At 71.2% G+C, this 19,303-nt stretch carries 21 protein-coding genes; 11 read left to right on the top strand and 10 right to left on the bottom strand.

Translation table 11 applies throughout. The annotated features are described in order from the left end of the window. Window positions 1–44 precede the first annotated feature (44 nt). From ACFYQ6_RS26655 to hemL, 3 genes are all read right to left on the bottom strand, one after another. Window positions 45–1,301: a hypothetical protein gene (locus ACFYQ6_RS26655; protein WP_388765277.1), complete on the bottom strand. Its 1,257-nt coding sequence runs from the start codon at window positions 1,299–1,301 to the stop codon at window positions 45–47. 208 nt (window positions 1,302–1,509) lie between these two features. Beyond that, window positions 1,510–2,199, bottom strand: a complete 690-nt coding sequence (locus ACFYQ6_RS26650) for a histidine phosphatase family protein (protein ID WP_388765275.1) — start codon at window positions 2,197–2,199, stop codon at window positions 1,510–1,512. Then, entirely contained in the window at window positions 2,196–3,503 is a 1,308-nt protein-coding gene (gene hemL, locus ACFYQ6_RS26645; protein WP_361575650.1) for a glutamate-1-semialdehyde 2,1-aminomutase, read from the bottom strand. Before hemL ends, ACFYQ6_RS26650 begins: the two co-directional genes overlap by 4 nt. Window positions 3,504–3,796: 293 nt before the next feature. Between hemL and ACFYQ6_RS26640 the strand changes: the two genes are divergently transcribed. Next, complete coding sequence (locus ACFYQ6_RS26640; RefSeq protein WP_361575653.1) at window positions 3,797–4,393, top strand: hypothetical protein; 597 nt, start codon at window positions 3,797–3,799, stop codon at window positions 4,391–4,393. A 99-nt stretch (window positions 4,394–4,492) separates the two neighbouring features. Here the strand turns inward: ACFYQ6_RS26640 and ACFYQ6_RS26635 are convergent, their stop codons facing one another. After that, entirely contained in the window at window positions 4,493–5,740 is a 1,248-nt protein-coding gene (locus ACFYQ6_RS26635; RefSeq protein WP_388765272.1) for an MFS transporter, read from the bottom strand. A gap of 120 nt (window positions 5,741–5,860) precedes the next feature. Between ACFYQ6_RS26635 and ACFYQ6_RS26630 the strand changes: the two genes are divergently transcribed. The 4 genes from ACFYQ6_RS26630 (at window position 5,861) to ACFYQ6_RS26615 (ending at window position 8,331) form a co-directional block, all read left to right on the top strand. Further along, window positions 5,861–6,820 carry a LysR family transcriptional regulator gene (locus ACFYQ6_RS26630; protein WP_388765270.1) on the top strand — a complete coding sequence of 320 codons (960 nt, stop codon included), beginning with the start codon at window positions 5,861–5,863 and terminating at the stop codon, window positions 6,818–6,820. A gap of 13 nt (window positions 6,821–6,833) precedes the next feature. Next, window positions 6,834–7,187 (top strand): STAS domain-containing protein, encoded by a 354-nt coding sequence (locus tag ACFYQ6_RS26625; RefSeq protein WP_361575662.1) that lies wholly within the window; start codon window positions 6,834–6,836, stop codon window positions 7,185–7,187. Between the two features lie 211 nt (window positions 7,188–7,398). After that, window positions 7,399–7,905, top strand: coding sequence for an ATP-binding protein (locus ACFYQ6_RS26620; RefSeq protein ID WP_388765268.1), 507 nt, complete (start codon window positions 7,399–7,401; stop codon window positions 7,903–7,905). A 48-nt stretch (window positions 7,906–7,953) separates the two neighbouring features. Then, on the top strand, window positions 7,954–8,331 hold the full coding sequence (locus ACFYQ6_RS26615; RefSeq protein ID WP_361575668.1) for an STAS domain-containing protein: 378 nt from the start codon (window positions 7,954–7,956) through the stop codon (window positions 8,329–8,331). A gap of 7 nt (window positions 8,332–8,338) precedes the next feature. Here ACFYQ6_RS26615 and ACFYQ6_RS26610 read toward each other — a convergent pair whose 3' ends face one another. The 4 genes from ACFYQ6_RS26610 to ACFYQ6_RS26595 all read right to left on the bottom strand — a co-directional run bounded on the left by ACFYQ6_RS26610 (window position 8,339) and on the right by ACFYQ6_RS26595 (window position 12,900). Further along, on the bottom strand, window positions 8,339–8,734 hold the full coding sequence (locus ACFYQ6_RS26610; RefSeq protein ID WP_361575670.1) for an STAS domain-containing protein: 396 nt from the start codon (window positions 8,732–8,734) through the stop codon (window positions 8,339–8,341). Continuing rightward, window positions 8,694–9,830 (bottom strand): cobalamin-dependent protein, encoded by a 1,137-nt coding sequence (locus tag ACFYQ6_RS26605; RefSeq protein ID WP_361575673.1) that lies wholly within the window; start codon window positions 9,828–9,830, stop codon window positions 8,694–8,696. The genes ACFYQ6_RS26610 and ACFYQ6_RS26605 overlap by 41 nt, the downstream gene beginning before the upstream one ends. Then, window positions 9,827–11,497, bottom strand: coding sequence for a PP2C family protein-serine/threonine phosphatase (locus ACFYQ6_RS26600; RefSeq protein ID WP_388765265.1), 1,671 nt, complete (start codon window positions 11,495–11,497; stop codon window positions 9,827–9,829). Before ACFYQ6_RS26600 ends, ACFYQ6_RS26605 begins: the two co-directional genes overlap by 4 nt. A gap of 218 nt (window positions 11,498–11,715) precedes the next feature. Then, a complete protein-coding gene (locus ACFYQ6_RS26595) occupies window positions 11,716–12,900 on the bottom strand; it encodes a PP2C family protein-serine/threonine phosphatase (RefSeq protein ID WP_361575679.1) in 1,185 nt (394 codons plus the stop codon). Window positions 12,901–12,998: 98 nt separating this feature from the next. Here ACFYQ6_RS26595 and ACFYQ6_RS26590 point away from each other — a divergent pair, with 98 nt between their 5' ends. Beyond that, on the top strand, window positions 12,999–13,502 hold the full coding sequence (locus tag ACFYQ6_RS26590; protein WP_361575682.1) for a MarR family transcriptional regulator: 504 nt from the start codon (window positions 12,999–13,001) through the stop codon (window positions 13,500–13,502). A 77-nt stretch (window positions 13,503–13,579) separates the two neighbouring features. Here ACFYQ6_RS26590 and ACFYQ6_RS26585 read toward each other — a convergent pair whose 3' ends face one another. Then, a complete protein-coding gene (locus ACFYQ6_RS26585; protein WP_361575685.1) occupies window positions 13,580–15,082 on the bottom strand; it encodes a SulP family inorganic anion transporter in 1,503 nt (500 codons plus the stop codon). Window positions 15,083–15,383: 301 nt separating this feature from the next. Between ACFYQ6_RS26585 and ACFYQ6_RS26580 the strand changes: the two genes are divergently transcribed. Then, window positions 15,384–15,935, top strand: coding sequence for a MerR family transcriptional regulator (locus ACFYQ6_RS26580; protein WP_388765261.1), 552 nt, complete (start codon window positions 15,384–15,386; stop codon window positions 15,933–15,935). A gap of 197 nt (window positions 15,936–16,132) precedes the next feature. Beyond that, on the top strand, window positions 16,133–16,444 hold the full coding sequence (locus ACFYQ6_RS26575; protein WP_361575691.1) for a hypothetical protein: 312 nt from the start codon (window positions 16,133–16,135) through the stop codon (window positions 16,442–16,444). Here ACFYQ6_RS26575 and ACFYQ6_RS26570 read toward each other — a convergent pair. Beyond that, window positions 16,377–16,949, bottom strand: a complete 573-nt coding sequence (locus ACFYQ6_RS26570; protein ID WP_361575694.1) for a TIGR03086 family metal-binding protein — start codon at window positions 16,947–16,949, stop codon at window positions 16,377–16,379. The two genes, ACFYQ6_RS26575 and ACFYQ6_RS26570, sit on opposite strands and share 68 nt — an antisense overlap. Before the next feature lie 82 nt (window positions 16,950–17,031). On the opposite strand from ACFYQ6_RS26570, the gene ACFYQ6_RS26565 reads away from it, so the two are divergent. Genes ACFYQ6_RS26565 through ACFYQ6_RS26555 form a run of 3 tightly spaced genes read left to right on the top strand, consistent with a single transcriptional unit; the run spans window position 17,032 to window position 19,252 of the window. Continuing rightward, the gene (locus tag ACFYQ6_RS26565; protein ID WP_388765259.1) at window positions 17,032–17,868 is read left to right on the top strand and encodes a DUF6597 domain-containing transcriptional factor; all 837 of its coding nucleotides are present in this window, start codon (window positions 17,032–17,034) and stop codon (window positions 17,866–17,868) included. A gap of 39 nt (window positions 17,869–17,907) precedes the next feature. Continuing rightward, the gene (locus ACFYQ6_RS26560; RefSeq protein ID WP_361575700.1) at window positions 17,908–18,450 is read left to right on the top strand and encodes a GNAT family N-acetyltransferase; all 543 of its coding nucleotides are present in this window, start codon (window positions 17,908–17,910) and stop codon (window positions 18,448–18,450) included. Between the two features lie 52 nt (window positions 18,451–18,502). Beyond that, entirely contained in the window at window positions 18,503–19,252 is a 750-nt protein-coding gene (locus ACFYQ6_RS26555) for a Mut7-C RNAse domain-containing protein (protein ID WP_388765256.1), read from the top strand. The last annotated feature ends 51 nt before the right edge of the window (window positions 19,253–19,303 follow it).

Here is a 19,303-nt window from a genome sequence, read left to right as displayed (position 1 = left end):
CCGGGGATCTTCCGCACCCCCCTCGGTGCCCGTAAAGCCCCTTGTCAGGCCTGTTTAAAGAAGGTGTTCCAGCCACCCTCGGGCGCCTGTCCGACCTGAAGGGTACGAAGCTTCGCGAGCACCGCCGGATCCTGTACGTCGAGCCAGTCGACGAACTGCCGGAAGGAGACGAGGCGCACGTCGGGCTTGCCCGCGATCTGCTTGAGGACCTCTTCCACGGCGTCCATATAGATGCCGCCGTTCCACTCCTCGAAGTGGTTGCCGACGTAGAAAGGCGCGCGATTCGTCTCGTAGGCGCGCTCGAATCCCGCGACATAGGCCCCGGTGGCCTGGGTACGCCAGCCCGGATAGCGCGACGGCATGCCGTTGGTCGAATTCTTCGACTGGTTGGCGAGGATGTTGTAGTCCATGGAGAGGACTTCGAAGCCGTGCCCGGGGAACGGAATGCCCTGGAGCGGAAGATCCCATACTCCCTGGCGCTTCTCGGGCCACATCTGGAGTCCGCCGGGCGAACTCGCGTCGTAGCGCCAGCCCAGCTGCTTCGCGGTGGGCAGCAGATTGTCCTGGCCGAGCAGGCACGGGGTGCGGCCCCCCACCAGTTCCTTGCGGTAGTCGAACGGCAGGGGTTCGAGATCCTGCCAGCCGGTGTTCGTCCGCCATTCGGTGACGAACGAGACCGCCTGGTCGATCTCGCTCCGCCATTGTTCCGGCGTCCAGTTGCCCACGGATCCGGAACCGCCGCAGAAATGCCCGTTGAAGTGCGTCCCGATCTCGTGCCCGTCCAGCCACGCCTGCCGGACGTACTTCAGGGTCTGCTTGACGTGGTCGTCGGTGAGATAGCCGATGTCGGACGCGCCCCGCGGGTTGTTGGGCGGCTGGTAGAGGGACTTCTTCGACTCGGGCAGCACATACAGGCCGGAGAGGAAGAAGGTCATCGCCGCGTCGTGTTCCCGGGCGAGTTCGAGAAAGCGCGGGAAGAGTCCGTTGCCGACCTCACCCGCACCGTCCCAGGAAAAGATCACGAACTGCGGGGGCGTCTGACCGGGTTCGAGCGGGACGGGGGCGGTGGGCTGGTTCGGCTGCTTTCCGGTATCGGCCGTGGAACCGTCCCCGATGAGCCGGACGCGTTTCTCGGGGGAACCTCCGCCATTCCCGTGCGTCCCTTTGCCGCCCTTGGGACCCTTCCCCGGTTCCGGCCCGCCGTCCTCCGGGGAACCGAGGGAGCCGCAGCCGGTCATCGACAGTGCGGCTGCGGCTCCGAGTCCGGCCCCGAGCAGGCCCCTTCGGTTGATTTCACGCATAGCGTCCCCATCTGCGGTCGTATTACCTCAATGCCATACAAACTGGCGATGGCTTAGATGAGGAAAACAACACGACGGTTCCGCTGATAATCATAAGAGTTGTCACGTGAACAGACCCTTACAGGTGCTGCACATGACAGCCAGAACAGCGCACCCGCGAGCGTCCGGGACGCGGCGAGGGGCTACGCCGGACGCGGGCGGCGAGGGGCTACGCCCCGAACGCCTTCGACTTCCCCTTGACCGGCTTCGCACCCGCGAGCAGGTGCGCCGGGACCAGGTCCCGGGCCGGCTCGGTGTAGCCGACGGACACGATCTTGTCGCCCTGGTAGGTGAAGCTCGTCAGCGAGGCGAGGGTGCACTGCCGCTTCCGCGGGTCGTGCCAGAGCCTGCGCCGCTCCACGAAGCTCCGCACGATCCAGATCGGCAGCTGGTGGCTGACGCAGACGGCCTCGTGCCCACGCGCGGCGTCACGCGCCGCGTCCAGGGCACCCATCATCCGTACGACCTGCTCGATGTACGGCTCGCCCCATGACGGCTTGAAGGGGTTGGTGAGGTGCTTCCAGTTCTCGGGCCTGCGCAGCGCGCCGTCGCCGACGCCGAAGGTCTTGCCCTCGAAGACGTTGCCCGCCTCGATGAGGCGCTCGTCGGTGGCCAGCTCCAGGTCGTGCGACTTCGCGACCGGTGTGGCCGTCTCCTGGGCGCGCTCCAGCGGAGAGGCCACGACGTACGTGATGTCGCGCTTCTCCAGGTGCTCGGCCACCCGGTCGGCCATCCGGCGACCGAGCTCGGACAGGCTGTAGCCGGCGCGGCGCCCGTAGAGCACTCCGTCCGGGTTGTGCACCTCACCGTGGCGCATCAGATGGACGACGGTGATGTCCTTCGCGCTGTTCTCACTCATGCGGTGGCCTCCGATGCGGCGCGGGCGGCGGCGGGAAGCGCCGCGGCGATCCGCTCCAGCGCCCGCTCGTCGTGGGCGGTGGAGACGAACCAGGACTCGAACGCGGACGGGGGCAGATACACGCCCTGCTCCAGCATCGAGTGGAAGAAGGCCGTGAAGCGGAAAGCTTCCTGCTTCTTCGCGTCCTCGTAGTCACGGACCGGCTCGTCGGTGAAGAACACGGAGAACATGTTGCTCGCCGCCGACACCGTGTGCGCGACACCGGCCTTGGTGAACGCCTCGCCCACCAGGGAGCGCAGCTCCGCGGAGACCGCGTCGACCTTCGCGTACGCCGCGTCGTCGAGCAGCCGGAGCTGGGCGAGGCCCGCGGCGGTGGCGACGGGGTTCCCGGAGAGGGTGCCCGCCTGGTAGACGGGACCGGCGGGGGCGAGGTGCGCCATCACGTCGGCACGGCCGCCGAAGGCCGCGGCGGGGAAGCCGCCGCCCATGACCTTGCCGAAGGTCATCAGGTCGGGCCGCACCCCGTCGATGCCGTACCAGCCGGCCTTCGACGTGCGGAAGCCGGTCATGACCTCGTCGGAGATGTACAGCGCGCCGTTGGCCGCGCAGATCTCCTTCAGTCCGGCGTTGAAGCCGTCCAGCGGCGGGACGACGCCCATGTTGCCCGGCGAGGCCTCCGTGATCACACACGCGATCTCGCCCGGCTGCGCGGCGAACGCGGCGCGCACGGCCTCCAGGTCGTTGTACGGCAGCACGATCGTGTCGCCCGCCTGCGCCCCGGTCACCCCGGGCGTGTCGGGGAGGCCGAAGGTGGCGACCCCGGAGCCGGCGGCGGCGAGCAGCGCGTCGACGTGGCCGTGGTAGCACCCGGCGAACTTCACGACCTTGGCGCGCCCGGTGAATCCACGGGCCAGCCGGATCGCCGACATGGTCGCCTCGGTGCCGGACGACACCAGACGCACCTGCTCGACGGGCTCGATCCGGGCCACGATCTCCTCGGCGAGCGCGACCTCCCCCTCACCCGGCGTACCGAAGGAGGTGCCGCGGGCCACGGCGGCCTGGACGGCGGCGGTGACCTCGGGGTGCGCGTGGCCCAGGATCATCGGTCCCCACGAACACACGAGGTCGACGTACTCACGGCCGTCGGCGTCGGTGAGGTACGGACCCGTACCGGACACCATGAACCGGGGCGTACCGCCCACGGCACGGAAGGCGCGCACGGGAGAGTTCACGCCACCGGGCGTCACATGGGACGCACGGTCGAAAAGCGTCTGCGAAACTGGGGCTTCGTATGAATACGCCACTTTGGTCCTGATCTGCGATTCGGGGTTCAGGGGGGTCTGCCGGGAATTCCCGGCAGCCGGTGAGCAGGGAGCGCGCTCTGCCCGTATGAGGCTCGTACAACGAAAGGGCGTCAGTCTCCTCGCGTCTGCGAAACTGGGGCGTCATAGGGAAAGCTCACACATGCCATGGTGTCAGAGGCATCGACGGTCTTGCGGACAGGTGTTTCACCGCACGCCCGTGGGGGAGGTCACTGACGATGATCGGGTTGCGCGGCGGGGCTGTGTCTCCTAAGAAGTAGTCGGGTGGATGAGATATGCATCGCGGTGGCGGAGTGGGCGAAGGGACCGACGACCTGGGGCCCGAGCCTGCCCGGCGAGGGAGGCACCGGCGTAAGGCCGAACGCGAGGCCGAGCGCGTACGGGACGCCCGGGCCGGTGGCGTCGACGGTTCGGGGAGCAGGAGCAGTGGACGGGTGGGGGTGACCTACAAGTACTTCGGGGCCCCTGACGGGGCCACCGCCGCACGTGTGCCCATTTCCATGCGCCCCGAGGAACTGGGCGGCGACGAGCTGGGCATGGGCGGCATGTTCAGCAAGATCAAGCCCGAGACGGTGGCGGCCATGGTCCTCACCGGCATACAGGGCATACCCCTGAACAAGGTCCCCCCGCTGGAGCTGGTCGTGCTCCATCCCGACTACGCGGTGGTCAAGCTGCCGATGACCGTGGTCGACCCGCTGCGGGACGTCGGCGAGGAGTCGGTCGGCGCGGCGGCCTTCATCTGGTCCACGGTCCCGGACCGCGGCGGCCCGCGCGACGCGTTCAACGTGTACCAGCTGCTCCACGAGTGGCAGGACTTCTCCCACCGGCTGCACGAGGCGGGACATCAGCCGTACTGCCTCGTGTGGCCGTGACGCGGGGTTCCGACCGGGGTGGCGCGGCATTCGCACCGGGGACGCTCCGGGCGCCGCGGTGCGTCACGGGGCCGGGAATCCGCCGGGCCCTACGGGGCGTCACCGGGCCGGGAGACCACCTGGCGCCACGGCCGGCCGGGGAGCGGACACGTCTGCCCGCGTGGGCAGCAGCAGTGGGGTCGCGAGCAGGAACACCCCGGACAGGGTGATCGCGGCGAGCGGGCCGGTGAGTGTGGCGAGGACGCCCCACCCCACCATCAGCCCGGCCTGGACGAGTTTGCCGACGGCGCTCCACGTGGCGAGGACGCGAGCCGTGTGATCAGCGGGTGTCCTGCGCAGACGCTCCGTCGCGTGGACCGGGTTGAAGACACCCATGCAGGTGATCAGCAGGCCCTCGACGACGATCACGGTGAGGAGCCCGGGGACTCCGGGGCCGACGAGGGCCAGGCCGAGCGGGAAGAGCGCTCGCAGCCGGCCCGAGACGGTCATGACCCGGTACCGGCCGTAGCGGTTCACCAGGCGCGGGGAGAGCCGGGCGCCCACGAAGCCGCCGAGTGCCGGGACTCCGAAGGCGAGGCCGTACTGCCAGGCCGGGTAGTGGTACCGGTCCAGCAGGAGGACGGCCAGCAGCGGGGCGGTGGCCATGATCAGGCCGCCGACCAGGACCGAGTTGAGGAACAGCCGCCGCAGAACCCGGTCGCGGAGGATGAACCGCCAGCCGCCGAGAACACCTGACCGGCGCGGATCGCCGGCCCGGTCGCCCGGTACCGCGACATCGCCGCCGCGGACGCGGAGGACCGCGAGCGCGGACAGCAGATAGCTCAGAGCGTCCGCCATGACGGTCACGACCGGGCCCAGCAGTCCGATGAGCGCGCCGCCGAGAGGCGGGCCCGCCGCCGTCGCCACCCAGCTCGTGCCCTCGAACCTCCCGTTCGCCACCAGGAGGTGCTCGCCACGGAGGAGGTGCTTCAGGTGCGCGCCGGACGCGGCGGTGAAGGCGATGCCCGCGGTTCCGGAGACGACCGACACAACCAGCAGTTGGGCATAGGTCAGGACACCGAAGGCGTGGGCGAGCGGGAGACTCGCCATCGCGGCGAACCGGACGAGGTCCGTCGCGATCATCACGGGCCGCTTGGCCCGGTGCTCCACCCACGGCCCGAGGGAGAAGGCGACGACCGCCGCGACGGCGAGCCCGGCCGCCTCCAGGAGCGCCACCGCGAAGGCCGAAGCGTGCAGCACCCGTACGGCGATCAGCGGGAACGCGCCGAAGGCGATCCACGTGCCGTACGTACTGACGGCGTAGGCCGACCACAGCAGACCGAAATCGCGACCCAACCGCGCACGCATGCGACTCCTCATTCCCTGCGGTGTCCGTCGCCCTCATCACACCGGCCGCGCCAAGCCGGAATCAAACAACCCGCTCACGAGTGATGACAACCATCGGTTGTGCACCCCTAGGCTGGTCCGATGGATACCGAGGCGGTGCGTACATTCGTCCGCGCGGCCGAGCTCGGGCAGCTGCGGCACGCGGCCGACGAGCTCGGCGTGACGCAACAGGCCGTGTCCAAACGGATCGCGGCTCTCGAGCGTGAACTCGGCGTCCGGTTGTTCACCCGCACCCCGAAGGGGGTCGAGCCGACCCTCGACGGACAGGCGTTCCTCCCGCACGCCCGGAGCATCGTCACGGCCGCCGAGCGCGCCGTGACCGCGATCAGGCCGGGCTCACGGGCCCTCCGGATCGACGTACTCGGCCTGCGATCCGCGCAGGCCGTCCTCCTGCACGACTACTGGCGGTCGCGCCCCGGGACCGAACTCGACGTGGTGACCCTCCGGGCCGACGATCCGCGCGTCGCCGTCTCGGCCGTCCGGGCGGGCGACCTCGACGCCTCGTTCCGCTCGGTCACCGACCCGGCGACGCTGCCGCGCGACGTGCGGATGATCCACGCGTTCGACTCCCCGCTGGAACTGCTCGTCGGCCCGAAGCACCCGCTCGCCTCCGCACGGCGGCTGACACCGTCCCAGCTGCGCCGGCACCGGATCTGGGTGCCGGGCATCGCTCCGCTGAGCGAGTGGGCGGACTTCTACGATCAGCTCGTCAGCGCCTTCGACCTCCGCGTCGACGCCGCGGGCCCCAACTTCGGCAACGAGGTGCTGCTCGACATCCTCGCGGACTCACCAGACGTCGCGACGCTCGTGGGCTCGCGTGACCGGTACCTCTGGCCGACCGGCCACGACCTGCGCCGCATCCCGATCGTGAATCCGACGCTCGCGTACCCGCTCTCGCTCATCCTCCCCCGGGCGAATCCGCACCCGGGGCTGCGTGCGGTCGTCGATCATCTCGCAAGCCTGGCACCGCTCCCCGGCCCGGTGTGGCGGCCCTCCTGGGCCCTGTCACCCGGTCCGCTCCCCACCGCTCCCGCCATGTAGCAAGATATGACGCATGTCGGCAGATGAACTGCGTGTGGTCGTGGAGACCACGGACGACGGTGTCGTCGTGATACGTGTGCGAGGAAGCCTCGACGGATGGACGGGTCCCTCCGGCCTGGTCGAGGCGCTGGAGAAGGCTGCCGAGGACGGCGGGCGGCTGACCGTGGCCGATCTGTCCCGGCTGGAGTTCGCCGACTCCACGGGGCTGCACGCCCTGCTGAACGCCCAGCGCAGGCACACCGAGGCGGGAGTGCGGCTGGTGCTGGCGGGCCCCCTCGGCACGGGAGTGCGCCGGCTCTTCGAGGTCTCGGGCACCCTCGGCGCCTTCAGCTTCGCGGACACGGTGGACGCGGCGCTCACATGCTGAGCCCCGCGTCCGGCCTCTCCGGAGCCACGCCGTCCGCCCTCCGCCCGGACTGCGGACGAATGACTCCGGCCTCTTCGGGCAGGCGCAGGGTGTCATGAACGGGGAGCGAGAAGTGCTGCACGACGGCGTGAGTCCGGCCGATGGGCCGGAGGAAGCCGCCGCCACACCTGCCCCGACGGCCCCGTCGGACGAGGGAGCGGAGGAGCCGACGGTGACGAGGACGGACCTGCCACAGGCTCCGGCGGACGAGAGCGGTCCGCAGCGACCGTCGGACGAGAACGACCCGGGGTCCCCGGCGGGTGGAGGCGGTCCGCAGCGACCGTCGGACGAGAACGATGCGCCCGAGGTACCGCAGAACGCCGCCGCCGCGCGTGCCGTCGTCACCCGGCTGCTGGAAGCCTGGTCCCACGGACGGTCCGGGGAAGGCCCGGCCGAGGTCGTCCTTGCGGACGCCCTGCTCGTGACCTCGGAACTGGTCACCAATGCCGTCAGGCACGGCGGCGGACTCACCGGCTTCACGGCGGAGATCACCGAGGACGGCCTCCTCCTCACCGTCGCCGACGCCAGCCCCGAGGCACCGGTGGTCACCGAACGCGACCCCGCCACCGCTCCCATCGGCGGTTACGGATGGCCCCTGGTGCGCCGCCTGACGGAGTGGGTGTCCGTGCGGCACCACCTCGGCGGCAAGAACGTCGTCGCCCTGATCGCCCTCGTCTGAGACGGATGTCGGCGCTTGCGGGCACAGGCAGTTGGCATAATTTCCCACATGGTCCGTGAGCCTCTCGACAACTCCACGCCCCCCGCACCGACGGTGGTGGCGGCCGAAGGCGAGATCAACGGCTGCTGGGTCGTCCGGGCGCGCGGCGCGATCGACTCCGACAGCGTCGATCCGCTGTTCATCGCCCTGTGGCAGGCCGTGGGCGGGTACGACGTCGTCGTGCTGGAGGCCTCAGCGGTCACGTTCGCGGACTCCTCCTTCCTCAGCCTCCTCATCGAGACGCACCACAGGACGCAGCTGCGGATCGCCGCCCCGGGCACGGCCGTGACGCGGCTCCTGCGGACCGCGGGCGTCGACACGGTGATCCGCACATACCCCACCCTCGACGCCGCCCTGGACGAGCCACCCTCCTCCCGGCCCGCGTGACGCGGCATCAGCCCGAGGGCGCGGACGGCGGCCCGTCCTCCACGTGAGCGTGCCCCGCGAGCCGGCTGGGCCCGGGCGGGCCGAATATCTGGCGGATGCCGGTGATCTCCAGGATCCTGCGGAGGAACGCCGGCTGGTCCACCAGGTGCAGCACCACGCCCTGGGACGTGGTGGCGCGGTGGATCATCAGAAAGCTCGACACGCCCATCGAGTCGCACAGCCGCAGTTGCGCGCAGTCCAGGACCAGGTCGCGCACGCCCGGGTCGGCCGCGAGGCAGGCACGGGCGCGCTCCACGAGCTGCTCGCTCGTGTCGTGGTCGAGATCACCTGCCAGGCGCAGCCGGACGGCTCCCGGCGCGGCTTCAGTGGTCAGAGAGAAGGGCGGGCTGGTCAGGTCTGTCATCCGAGGCTCCGGAAGAGGTATGGCCGGCCGGTGCGAGGAGCGCGTCCAGCGCCGTGCGCGCCTGGTCTATCAGCCGGGTGGATCGGGGGAAGTCCTTGAGTTCCGTCCCCAGGACGTCGAGGACCGGCCGCAAGGACCCGGCCGGGACGCCACGGGCGCCGAGGATTCCCCCGGTCCAGGTCAGGAAACCGGTGAAGAGGTCGTCGTCGTCCATGTAGAGGGCCACGCCCAGGTACTCGACGATGTGGGAGATGTCCTGCGCCGTGTGCTCGCGCTGCTGTTCCGTGTACGCGGCCGACTCGGGGAAACGGCTCTCGAGCTGGGCCAGCACCTCACGGACGAGCTGGGGCCTGCTGCGGACCACGAGGGTGTACTCCTGGTCGCCCAGGTGCGGCAGATCGTCTATCTGCTGCCTGCCGACGGCGATGGCCGGGACCTCTATGCCGTCCGCGATGCGGTGCGCCGCGGAGCGTGCGTCGGGGGCCCAGGCGTCGGCGCCCAGCCGGCGCGCGTACCGGCCGGCCGGCCCGAAGGCCGCACCGCCCGCCAGCACCGGCACGCCCACGGCCTGGCAGGCGGTGATCGCCGCGTGCGCGGCGGGCAGCCGGGTGGGGATCGAGGAGGACAGCGCGACGACGTCGGCACCGTACGTGTGCAGATGCGCGATGAGGTGCGGGGTGGGCACCTGTGCGCCGAGGAAGTCCACCTGCCACCCGCGCAGTGTCAGCACCTCGGCCAGCAGCCGGGCCGGCAGGACGTGCCACTCCTGGTCCACGCAGGCCACGGTGACCCGCCCCAGCCGCGGCGTGGTACGCGCGGCGGAGCGGCGGTGGGCGAGCGCGGCGATGATCCGCTCGGCAATGGCGCTGGCGGCGTGTTCCTGGGCGACGCTCAGGCGGTTGGCCGCCCACTCGGCACCCACCCGCGCCTGTACGGGGGCGATGACGTCCAGCAGCACGCTCTCGGCGTCGACCCCGTCGTCGAGGGCCGCGAAGAGCAGTTCGGCGGCGGCGCGTTCGTCCCGCCCGGTCACCGCGGTCCACAACGCGTCCTGGAGGCCGCGCAGCCGGGGCGCGGCAGTGGTGTGCGTGTTCATGCCGTGTACCTGCCCCGGGTGTGCCCGTCCACCGCACTGAGGTGGGTGGTCGGCGGAGCGGTGATCGCGACGAGTGCCATGTCGTCGTGTCTGCCGTCCTGCAGCCACTGGGACGCGAGCATCTGCACCCGCTCGACCACGGCCTGGCCCGGCATGCCCGCACATTCCGACATGACACGCATCAGCCTTTCCTCACCGAACAGTTCGTCGCCCAGAGGGCCACCGCGCGCCTCCGTGACGCCGTCGGTGTAGAGCAGGCAGGTCTCGCCGGGTTCGAGGTGGGTCTCCACCGTGCGCGCCTCGATGTGGGGCAGCGCCCCGACCAGGGTGCCGCGGGTGTCGATCTCGTCGACCCGCCCGTCGTTGCGGACCACCAGGGGGGAAGGGTGGCCGGCGGAGGTGAGGCGGAGCCGCACGCGGTTCTCCACGCGCTGGACCGAGGCCAGCACCAGGGTCGCGAAACGGGTGTGGTGCGAGTTGAGGAGTGCCCCGTTGAGCAGCCGCAGCATGCGTTCGTGGTCGCCCGCCATCGGCGTCAGCGCCTGCAGTGTGTTGCGGATCTTGCCCGTGAGTACGGCAGCGTCCAGGCCCTTGCCGCAGACGTCACCGAGGACCGCGAGCGAGGCGTCCTCCGGTGTGCTGCCCGGGTGTACGTCGTAGAAGTCACCGCCCACCCTGTCCCGCGCAGCGGCGGGCTGGTAGGCGCCGGCGAACTCCACGCCGTTCACGTGGTGCAGTTGTGGAGGCAGCAGATCCCGCATGAGGGTCCGGGTTATGTCGCTCTGCTCCGCGTACAGCCTCGCGGCGGACAGGGCGGCGCCCGCCCTGGCGGCGAACAGCCGGGCGAACACCTCCTCGTTCGCGTTGAACTCGACGGAGCCCGCGCTGCGCAGCAGCACCAGGACTCCGGCCGGGACGCCGTGGCCGGGGAGGGGGGTGACGGCGGCCGAGCCCACGGTGCCGGTGAAGTCGTCCGGGATGAGCCAGTCGGGCAGCGACGCGGGGTCGATCCACCGGGAGGGTACCGGCGGGAAGCCCTGGAGGGCCTCGCTCAGGCCGGGCACCTGGGAGGGATCGGCGACCACCGTTCCGCGGACCGCGGCCCCGCCACCGACCGCGTACGCCATGGGCAGCTTCCGGCCCGCGGCGGGAGCGACGACCACGGCGGCGTCGGCGAGGTGCTGGGAGGCCAGCTGGGCGGTGGCACGCATGCAGCGGTCGGTGTTCAGCGACGCCAGCAGGACGTTCGACGCCTCGGCCAGGAAGGTGGTGCGCTCCCGCTCCGTGGCCAGTGCCTCCTCGGCGAGCCGCCGGTCCGTGTCGTCGACCAGCCACCACACCACGTTCCCGTCCGCCCCGGGGGTCGGATGCGCCTCGAAGCTCTGCGCGCCGATCTCCCCCCGGTACACGGGCCGGTGAGGTTCCCCGCCGGGAGGACCGACGGGATCCACCGTCTCCTCGTGGGCACGCGCCAGCCAGGACGGCACCGCCTGTGACAGCGTGATGCCCGCCGCGGCGCCACCCAGCAGGGAGGCGGCGATCGGGTTGACCTCGACGACGACCCCTGTGCTGTCGGCGACGATCACCGGGTACGGGGCAGCGCCCCAGACGTCGGACACGGACCGGGGGAGCGTCTTCGTGGCGATGTGTTCCTTCGGAGGAGCCATGAGGGGGGACCCGCCAGGAGCGAGTCGCACCACCTTCCAACTGGACGAAAATTAGTTTCCCTTCGGCAACCATTGCCCACAAGCGGTACGGATGGCAACCCGCCCCCTGCGCGGCGGGGCCTCACGGCGGGTCCGCTCATCAGCCCTGACGGGTTTCTTCACGGCAAGCGCACAGTTCGGGCCCGCCCGGCGCACCGCGCGCGGGGCGGGCCCTTCTGTCAGCTTGCCCCGGGGCGGCCGTGCCAGTCGAGACACAGGACCAGCGCGTCGTCCAGGGCCGGAGCGCTGCCCCGGTGACCGAGCAGGGTCTCCAGCACGGCGCCCGGCACCTGGGACGCGGGCAGGAGACGTGTCTCGGCGATCGCCCTGGCCAGAGCGCGCAGGCTGTACCTCTCACCTGCGGGAGACAGGGCGTCGTACACCCCGTCGCTCACGAAGAACAGCCGGTCGCCGGGCTCCACCTTGAAGTGCTGCACCGTGTAGACCGTGTCCTGGAACATGCCCAGCGGCATCTGGGCCTCCAGCTCGACCGCTTCGACGACTCCCGCGCGCAGCCGCCAGATCCGCGGTGACCCCGCGTCGATGATCTCCACGTTCCCGGTGGGCAGATGGAAGCGGAGCAGCAGCGTCGCCAGATGGCGGCTTCCGTGATGCTGGCCGTAGATGGCCTGGTCGGCCAGGTACGCCTGATCGGCCAGCCCCAGACCGGCTCGCCGGGCGTTGCGCAGGGCGTTGACGGCCAGATTGGTGAGCAGCGCGGCCTCGATGCCCTCGCCCATACCGTTGTTGACGGTCAGTACGAGTTCGTCCGCCGTCGCGGACCAGTCGAAGCTGTCACCGTGAATGGCGTACGCGGGCTGGAGCTGGGCGCCGATGCTGTACTCGTCGCGGGTACAGGAGCGTCCCGGCAGGAGCTGCCACTGCATCTCCGCGGCCAGGGTCAGCCGCTCCGTCCTGCGGGCCTGGAGGAAGAGGTCGGTGTCCCGCTCGGCGACGACGACCTCGTGGGCCAGCGCCTGCGCGCAGCCCAGCAGGTCGTCCAGGGCGTCGCCACCAGGGCCCGTGCCGTCGTCGTCGGGCAGAGTGACACTCAGCACTCCCAGGCGGTCGCCCCGCACGGTGACCGGCAGGTGCACCGTCGTGGTCGACGACTCCGGGACGTGTACGCAGTGCGGTTCCTGCGCACCGAAGGCCCGTCCGGCATCGCTGCCGTGGACGGGCAAGGAGCTGCCCGGGTGATTCATGTCACTCACGGGCCGGAGGCGGGATGTCGCGTAGTCGGCAAGGAGCAACTCCACCCCCAGGGCCTGGTGTCGCAGCTCGATCTGGGTGCGCAGCACCTCGACGATCCGGTGGGGCGCGGCCTCACGCATCAGGCGTTCGACCGCGCTGGGTCTGTCCACTTGTACAGGTCTCGCTTTCCTTGACATATCTTCGGATGCACAGTTGCTCACACCGGCCAGCCGGCACGGCCCACAGAGAGCTCACTCGGGAGTGTCACATGCGCGAGGATTCCGTCCCGGACGCCCAGGACGCACCGGACGGCTCCCTCGATGCCGGACACCTGCTGGAGCTCCTCGAGATCGCGTGGGAGCGCGGCCGGGGCGCCTTCGACACGGCACCGGTCTCACCCACCCAGACCCGTGTGATGTACGTCGTCGAGCGGGAGCCGGGCATCAACATGCGCGACCTGGGCCGCCACCTCGCGATGGCGGCGCCCTCGGTGAGCCGGCTGTGCGACCGGCTCCAGGCCACAGGGTTCCTCCGCAGGACGCCCAGGGTGGAGGACCGCCGCGAGATGGAACTGCGGCTCACCGACGTCGGCCGGGCGCACCTGCACACGCTCAGGCACCGGCGCGAGCAGTACCTTCGTACGACCATGGGCGACATGCCCCCGGCCGCCCGCCACGCGCTGGCCGTCGGCCTCTCCGCGTTCTGCGAGGCGGCCGGCGGACCGCCCCGGGCGGCGAGCCGCCGCCCCGACGAACGTCGGCGTACCGCGTAGGCGGCGCACCCCGGGGATCCGTCGCAGGAGACCGGTGGTTCTTGCGGCCCCTCCGGGCGCCCTGCGGGCCGCACCGGTCAGGCGCTCTTGGTGAGTTCACCGCTGAGGGAGCTGTGCAGACGGGCGCTCCGCTCGTTGAGACCGATGATCTCCACGCTCTTGCCGCGCTGCTCGTACTTCGTGGTGATCGCGTCCAGGCTCGCGACGGCCGACGCGTCCCAGATGTGCGCGGCGCCCAGATCGATGACGACCCGCTCCGGGTCGCCCGCGTAGTCGAACCGTCCGACCAGATCGTTGGACGAGGCGAAGAAGAGTTCGCCGGTCACCGAGTAGACGATCCGCCGGCCGTCCTGGTCGGTCACGGTGGTGACGTCGGCCACGTGCGCGACGCGCCTGGCGAAGATGACCATCGCCGTCACGGAGCCGACGACCACACCGACGGCGAGGTTCTCGGTGGCGACCACACAGACCACGGTGATCACCATGACCGCGATCTCCCCGGCCGGCATCCGCTTCAGGGTCCTGGGCGCGACGGAGTGCCAGTCGAAGGTCGCGAAGCAGACCATGACCATGACCGCGACGAGGGCCGCCATCGGGATTCGGGAGACCAGCGGCCCGAACGCGATGCAGAGCACCATCAGGAAGACGCCCGCCAGGAACGTGGACAGCCGGGTACGGGCGCCGGAGACCTTCACGTTGATCATCGTCTGGCCGATCATCGCGCAGCCGCCCATACCGCCGAAGAAGCCCGTCACGATGTTGGCGACGCCCTGCCCGATCGACTCACGGGTCTTGCTGGAGTGGGTGTCGGTGATCTCGTCGACCAGCTTGGCCGTCATCAGCGACTCCATGAGGCCGACCAGCGCCATGGCCAGCGCGTACGGCGCGATGGTGGTCAGCGTGTCCAGGGTGAAGGGCACGTCCGGCAGACCCGGCACGGGCAGGGACGACGGCAGCTCCCCCTTGTCGCCGACGGTCGGTACGGCGATGCCCGCGGCGACGGTGATCGCGGTCAGGATGGCGATGGAGACCAGCGGAGCCGGAACGGCCCTGGTGATCCGCGGGAAGAACACCATGAGCAGGAGACCGCCGACGACCAGCGGGTACACCGGCCAGGGGACATCCCTCATCTCGGGGACCTGGCCCAGGAAGACCAGGATCGCCAGCGCGTTCACGAAGCCGACCATCACGCTGCGCGGCACGAATCGCATCAGCCGGGCCACACCGAGCGCCCCGAGGACGATCTGGAACACCCCGCCGAGGATGACGCCCGCGACCAGGTAGCCGAAGCCGTGTTCCCGGTTGAGCGGTGCGATGACGAGGGCGACGGCCCCCGTCGCCGCGGAGATCATCGCCGGCCGGCCACCGACGAAGGAGATGACGACGGCCATCGTGAACGCGGCGAACAGTCCGACCGCCGGGTCGACACCGGCGATGATCGAGAACGAGATCGCCTCGGGGATGAGGGCCAGGCCCACGACGAGACCGGCCAGGGCCTCCGTGCGGAAGACCTTCGGCGACAGCCAGGGCGGCCGGGAGAGACGCAGCCGGGCGGCCGGGTACGGAACGGAGGAAGGCAAGGGAAGCGTGACCTGTCGTTGCTCGGGCACACCCGGAGGGCCGGGGGGATGCGGGACGTACGGATGCGGCGGACGCCGTCCCGCGGATCCGCGAAGGCGGACGCAGGCAGAGAAGGCGGACGGCACGGGACCGCGGGGAACGTGGTGAACGGCCGCGCGGGACACGCGCCCCACCGGGCACCGGATTCCTCCGGAGGCGTCTTCGGCCCCGGAATCCGGGCACCGGCCAACTCTACCCTAACGTTAGAGTAGGGATGGAAGCGTCGGCCTTCATGGGCACGGCGGACGTCGAAAGGGCACCGTGAACAGCCAGCACATGCAGATCGGCGAGGTCGCCCGGCGCACCGAGCTGTCGCTGCGCACGATCCGGCACTACGAGGAGTCCGGGCTCGTGGTGCCCTCGGCCAGATCGCGGGGCGGATTCCGGCTCTACACCGAGGGTGATGTGGCCCGGCTGATGGTCATCCGCCGGATGAAACCGCTCGGCTTCACCCTCGACGAGATGCGGGACCTCCTGGACGCGGTCGACCGCCTCGACGCCGCAGAAGCACTCGACGCCGGAGGCGCCCTCGACGCAGGGGTAGCCCTACACCACCCCGGGGAAGCCCTTGGCGCAGGGGAAGCCCACGGTGCCGGAGAACCGCTCGCCGCAGGTGAGCGGGAGGCGCTGCTGGAGCGGGTGCGCGCGTACGAGCGGTCAGCGGCGGAGCAGGTGACGAAGCTGCGGACGCAACTCGCGCGCGCCGAGGAGTTCGCGCTGACCCTCCGCACGCGGCTGGAGCGGAGCGGCCCACCGGCCCCGGACGGGGACGCCCTGCCGGATCTGGAACGCACGGGTCCGCCGGAGGCGTGACCCCGCCATCCGGAGGCGCGGCCTCGGGTGCGCACGGGTCCGCCGGAGGCGTGACCCCGCCATCCGGAGGCGCGACCTCGGGTGGGAACACAGCCCTGAGGTCGCTCTTCGGCCATTCATTGGCCGAAGAATGATCTTCAGCCATCCGGGTCGCCCTGCCGATGCAAGGAGCACCGACTCCCGAGGAGGGCTCCCGCATGGATGACCTGCTGCTGACGCTGGCTGTCCCGGCCGTGGTCCTGGCCGGCGGGGTGTACGCGGTCTGCGACTGCAGGCGGCAGCGGCGGCGCCCGCCCTCGCCGTACACCCGCCGGGCCGCCGAGCTGGCGGCGCACGACGCCCTGCACCGGGCGGAGGCCGTCGTCGACGGCGCGTACGCCGCCCTCGGCGGCCTCTACGCCGATCCGGCCGCCCCGTACCCAGCCGAAGCGGGCCCCGCCGTCAGTGGTGGGGCGGGCGCCAGCCAGGGTCGCGCCCCGTCCCGGCCAGCACCCGCTCGAAGGCCGTAGCCCCGGGTCCGGTCGGGAAGGGCTCGCCGAACACCTTCATCTTCCGGGCCTGCGGAGCCATCTCGGCCAGCCAGGGCTCCATCTCCTCCACGGCTTCGGGGTCCGGCACGTAGTCCTGGCCCGTCGCCCGGGCCAGGTCCCAGGCGTGCACGGTCAGGTCACCCAGCACCATCAGGCCCACCGTCCTGGCGGGCAGCCCCATGCCTCCGCTCACGCCGTCCTCCGCGCCCGGCTGCGCCCACGCCTTGACCAGATGCGCCGTCTCGTCGTCGAAGCGGCCTCGCCAGTCCCCCTCGATCACGTCCGGTGTCCGGCTGAAGTCCACGGGCTCCTTCGCGGCCAGGACACGGAAGTTCGCGATCACGCCGAAGAGGTGGTTGAGCAGGGCCCGTACGTCGTAGTCGCTGCACGGCGTGGCGTCGGACAGGTGGTCGTCACCGATCCCACGCACCACGGGGCCGGCCTGCGCGGCGGCTCGTTCCAGAAGTTCGCTGATCGTCTTCATGCCTCCCACGGTGCGCTTCGCGGGGCCGTCCGTCTTGAAGAAACGCGACAGCGACGCGCTCGGGCCGTCCTAAGATCCGTCCATGGCCGGACCTGGACGCGAGACACGGGGCATCGTCGACGCCCCCGACCTGTTCACCCGCGTCCGCTTCCGCCTCCGCGACCCCGCCCCGGAGCTGCGCCCCCACGTGGAGCACTACTGGCTGATCGACTGGGACCTCTCGGAGCCGTACACCTCGCAGGTGGTGCCGCACCCCTGCGTCCACCTGGTCTTCCAGCGCACCGAGACCGGCGGCGAGAGCGAGCGCGCGGGCTCGGCCGAGGTCTACGGCGTCGTCGAGGGCCTGTTCACCCAGCGGCTGGAGGGCCGTGGCCGGGTCTGCGGCGTGAAGTTCAAGGCGGGGGCCTTCCGGCCGTTCGCCCCGCACCGGCCCGTGTCGGCCTGGACCGGGCGCCGTGTCCCCGCCGACGAGGCCATGGCTGCCCCGGAGAGCGGACCCCTCCCCTCCGAGGCGGCACGGGGCGTACTCGACCCGTCCGGCGAGGATGCGCGGGTCGCGGCACTCGACGCGTTCCTGCTGCCGCTCCTCCCCCCGCCGGATCCGCAGGCGGAACTCGCGCGGGCGCTCGCCGAACGTGCGCGCACGGACCGCTCCCTGCTCCGGGTCGACGCCCTCGCCCGCGCGGGGAACATGTCGGTGCGCACTCTGCAGCGGCTCTTCTCCGGCTATGTGGGAGTCGGCCCCAAGTGGGTCATCCTCCGCCACCGCATCCACGAGGCGCTGCAACGCGCCGAGTGCGACACGGAGCCCGACTGGGCGCGACTCGCCGGTGATCTCGGCTACAGCGACCAGGCACACCTGGTCAGAGACTTCACCGCCACGGTGGGAGTCCCCCCGACGGCCTTCGCGTCGCGCTGAGGCCCGTCCGCTGTCGGTGCCGCGCCCTACAGTCGCCCCATGGAATCCAGCGCGCCTCGCCCGGCGTCCCCGGCCCTCGTGCGGATCACGCCCTGGTCGGCGGACGACCTCGGGCTGCTCCGTCTGGCGAACGCCCCGGAGCTCATGGACCACCTCGGCGGCCCGGAGACCGAGGAACAGCTGACGGTCCGCCACGACCGCTACGTCGCGCTGAGCGCGGACCGCACGGGCCGGGGCCGGATGTTCCGGATCGCCCTGGCCGCGACCGGCGAGCCGGTGGGCACGATCGGTTACTGGGAGCAGACCCGGCAGGACGAGAAGATCTACGAGACGGGCTGGGCGGTCCTCCCCGGCTTCCAGGGCCTCGGCATCGCCTCCTCGGCCACCGCCGCCGTCGCCGTACACGCACGGGACGCGGGCAGGCACCGCTGGCTCCACGCCTATCCGTCCGTCGGCAACGGCGCGTCGAACGCGGTGTGCCGCAAGAGCGGCTTCGTCCTCGTCGGCACCTGCGACCTCGAATACCCACCCGGCCGCCCCATGGTGGCGAACGACTGGCGGCTGGACCTCACCGCTCTCTGACCCGTGCCGGAAACTCTTAGCCGCCCGGCCGCACGGGTGGCATCCTGACCAGGTGAACGGACCCGAGATCTCCCTCGAAGTAGCCCCGGAGCTGCGGCTCTTCGTCCCCCACGAGCGCCGGCACGGACGCACGTCCGTCACCACCGACGGGTCGTCGACCCTCGGGCACGTCGTGGAGTCGCTCGGTGTCCCGCTCACCGAGGCCGGACAGCTGCTCGTCGACGGGCGGCCCGTGCCCGCGTCCCACATCCCTGGGGCCGGCGAACTGGTCGAGGTCCGGGCCGTACGGCGCCCGCAGCCGGTCCCCGGCGCGCCCCTGCGCTTCCTGCTCGACGTCCATCTGGGCACGCTCGCGCGACGGATGCGGCTGCTGGGCGTGGACGCGGCGTACGAGAGCGAGGACATCGGCGATCCCGCGCTGGCCGCCCTCTCGGCCAAGGAGCAGCGCGTCCTGCTCTCCCGCGACCGGGGGCTGCTGCGGCGCAGGGAGATCTGGGCGGGGGCCTACATCTACAGCGACAGCCCGGCGGAGCAGCTGCGCGACGTGCTGGGCCGCTTCGCTCCCGCCCTCGCGCCGTGGACCCGCTGCACCGCGTGCAACGGAGAACTCGCCGAGGCGGACAAGGACTCCGTGCTTGGCCGCCTGGAGCAGGGCACGCAGGCGTCGTACGACGTGTTCGCACAGTGCGCGGCCTGCGGCCGGGTGTACTGGCGGGGGGCCCACCACTCCCATCTGGAGGCCATCGTCGCGGACGCCGTGCGCGAGTTCGGCGGCGCGGGCAGCGAGGCTCCGACCGCCTGACGTCTTCCCCTTCCTTCAGGTGCCCGCCGGTCTCCACGGGTGCCCGGCCCG

The sequence above is a fragment of the Streptomyces sp. NPDC005494 genome (genome assembly GCF_042872025.1).
Classification (GTDB): domain Bacteria; phylum Actinomycetota; class Actinomycetes; order Streptomycetales; family Streptomycetaceae; genus Streptomyces.
The sequence above is the reverse complement of the archived record's forward strand: the minus strand, read 5'-3'. Positions and strand labels throughout refer to the sequence as shown.

What these genes read in the sequence shown, in the direction of transcription:
- ACFYQ6_RS26560 (WP_361575700.1), top strand. Translation starts at nt 17,908, where the DNA reads ATGGAATCCAGCGCGCCTCGCCCGGCGTCCCCGGCCCTCGTGCGGATC.
- ACFYQ6_RS26635 (WP_388765272.1), bottom strand. Translation starts at nt 5,740, where the DNA reads ATGCGTGCGCGGTTGGGTCGCGATTTCGGTCTGCTGTGGTCGGCCTAC.
- ACFYQ6_RS26625 (WP_361575662.1), top strand. Translation starts at nt 6,834, where the DNA reads ATGTCGGCAGATGAACTGCGTGTGGTCGTGGAGACCACGGACGACGGT.
- ACFYQ6_RS26615 (WP_361575668.1), top strand. Translation starts at nt 7,954, where the DNA reads ATGGTCCGTGAGCCTCTCGACAACTCCACGCCCCCCGCACCGACGGTG.
- ACFYQ6_RS26565 (WP_388765259.1), top strand. Translation starts at nt 17,032, where the DNA reads ATGGCCGGACCTGGACGCGAGACACGGGGCATCGTCGACGCCCCCGAC.
- ACFYQ6_RS26650 (WP_388765275.1), bottom strand. Translation starts at nt 2,199, where the DNA reads ATGAGTGAGAACAGCGCGAAGGACATCACCGTCGTCCATCTGATGCGC.
- ACFYQ6_RS26590 (WP_361575682.1), top strand. Translation starts at nt 12,999, where the DNA reads ATGCGCGAGGATTCCGTCCCGGACGCCCAGGACGCACCGGACGGCTCC.
- ACFYQ6_RS26605 (WP_361575673.1), bottom strand. Translation starts at nt 9,830, where the DNA reads ATGAACACGCACACCACTGCCGCGCCCCGGCTGCGCGGCCTCCAGGAC.
- ACFYQ6_RS26655 (WP_388765277.1), bottom strand. Translation starts at nt 1,301, where the DNA reads ATGCGTGAAATCAACCGAAGGGGCCTGCTCGGGGCCGGACTCGGAGCC.
- ACFYQ6_RS26575 (WP_361575691.1), top strand. Translation starts at nt 16,133, where the DNA reads ATGGATGACCTGCTGCTGACGCTGGCTGTCCCGGCCGTGGTCCTGGCC.
- ACFYQ6_RS26570 (WP_361575694.1), bottom strand. Translation starts at nt 16,949, where the DNA reads ATGAAGACGATCAGCGAACTTCTGGAACGAGCCGCCGCGCAGGCCGGC.
- ACFYQ6_RS26630 (WP_388765270.1), top strand. Translation starts at nt 5,861, where the DNA reads ATGGATACCGAGGCGGTGCGTACATTCGTCCGCGCGGCCGAGCTCGGG.
- ACFYQ6_RS26610 (WP_361575670.1), bottom strand. Translation starts at nt 8,734, where the DNA reads ATGACAGACCTGACCAGCCCGCCCTTCTCTCTGACCACTGAAGCCGCG.
- ACFYQ6_RS26640 (WP_361575653.1), top strand. Translation starts at nt 3,797, where the DNA reads ATGCATCGCGGTGGCGGAGTGGGCGAAGGGACCGACGACCTGGGGCCC.
- ACFYQ6_RS26600 (WP_388765265.1), bottom strand. Translation starts at nt 11,497, where the DNA reads ATGGCTCCTCCGAAGGAACACATCGCCACGAAGACGCTCCCCCGGTCC.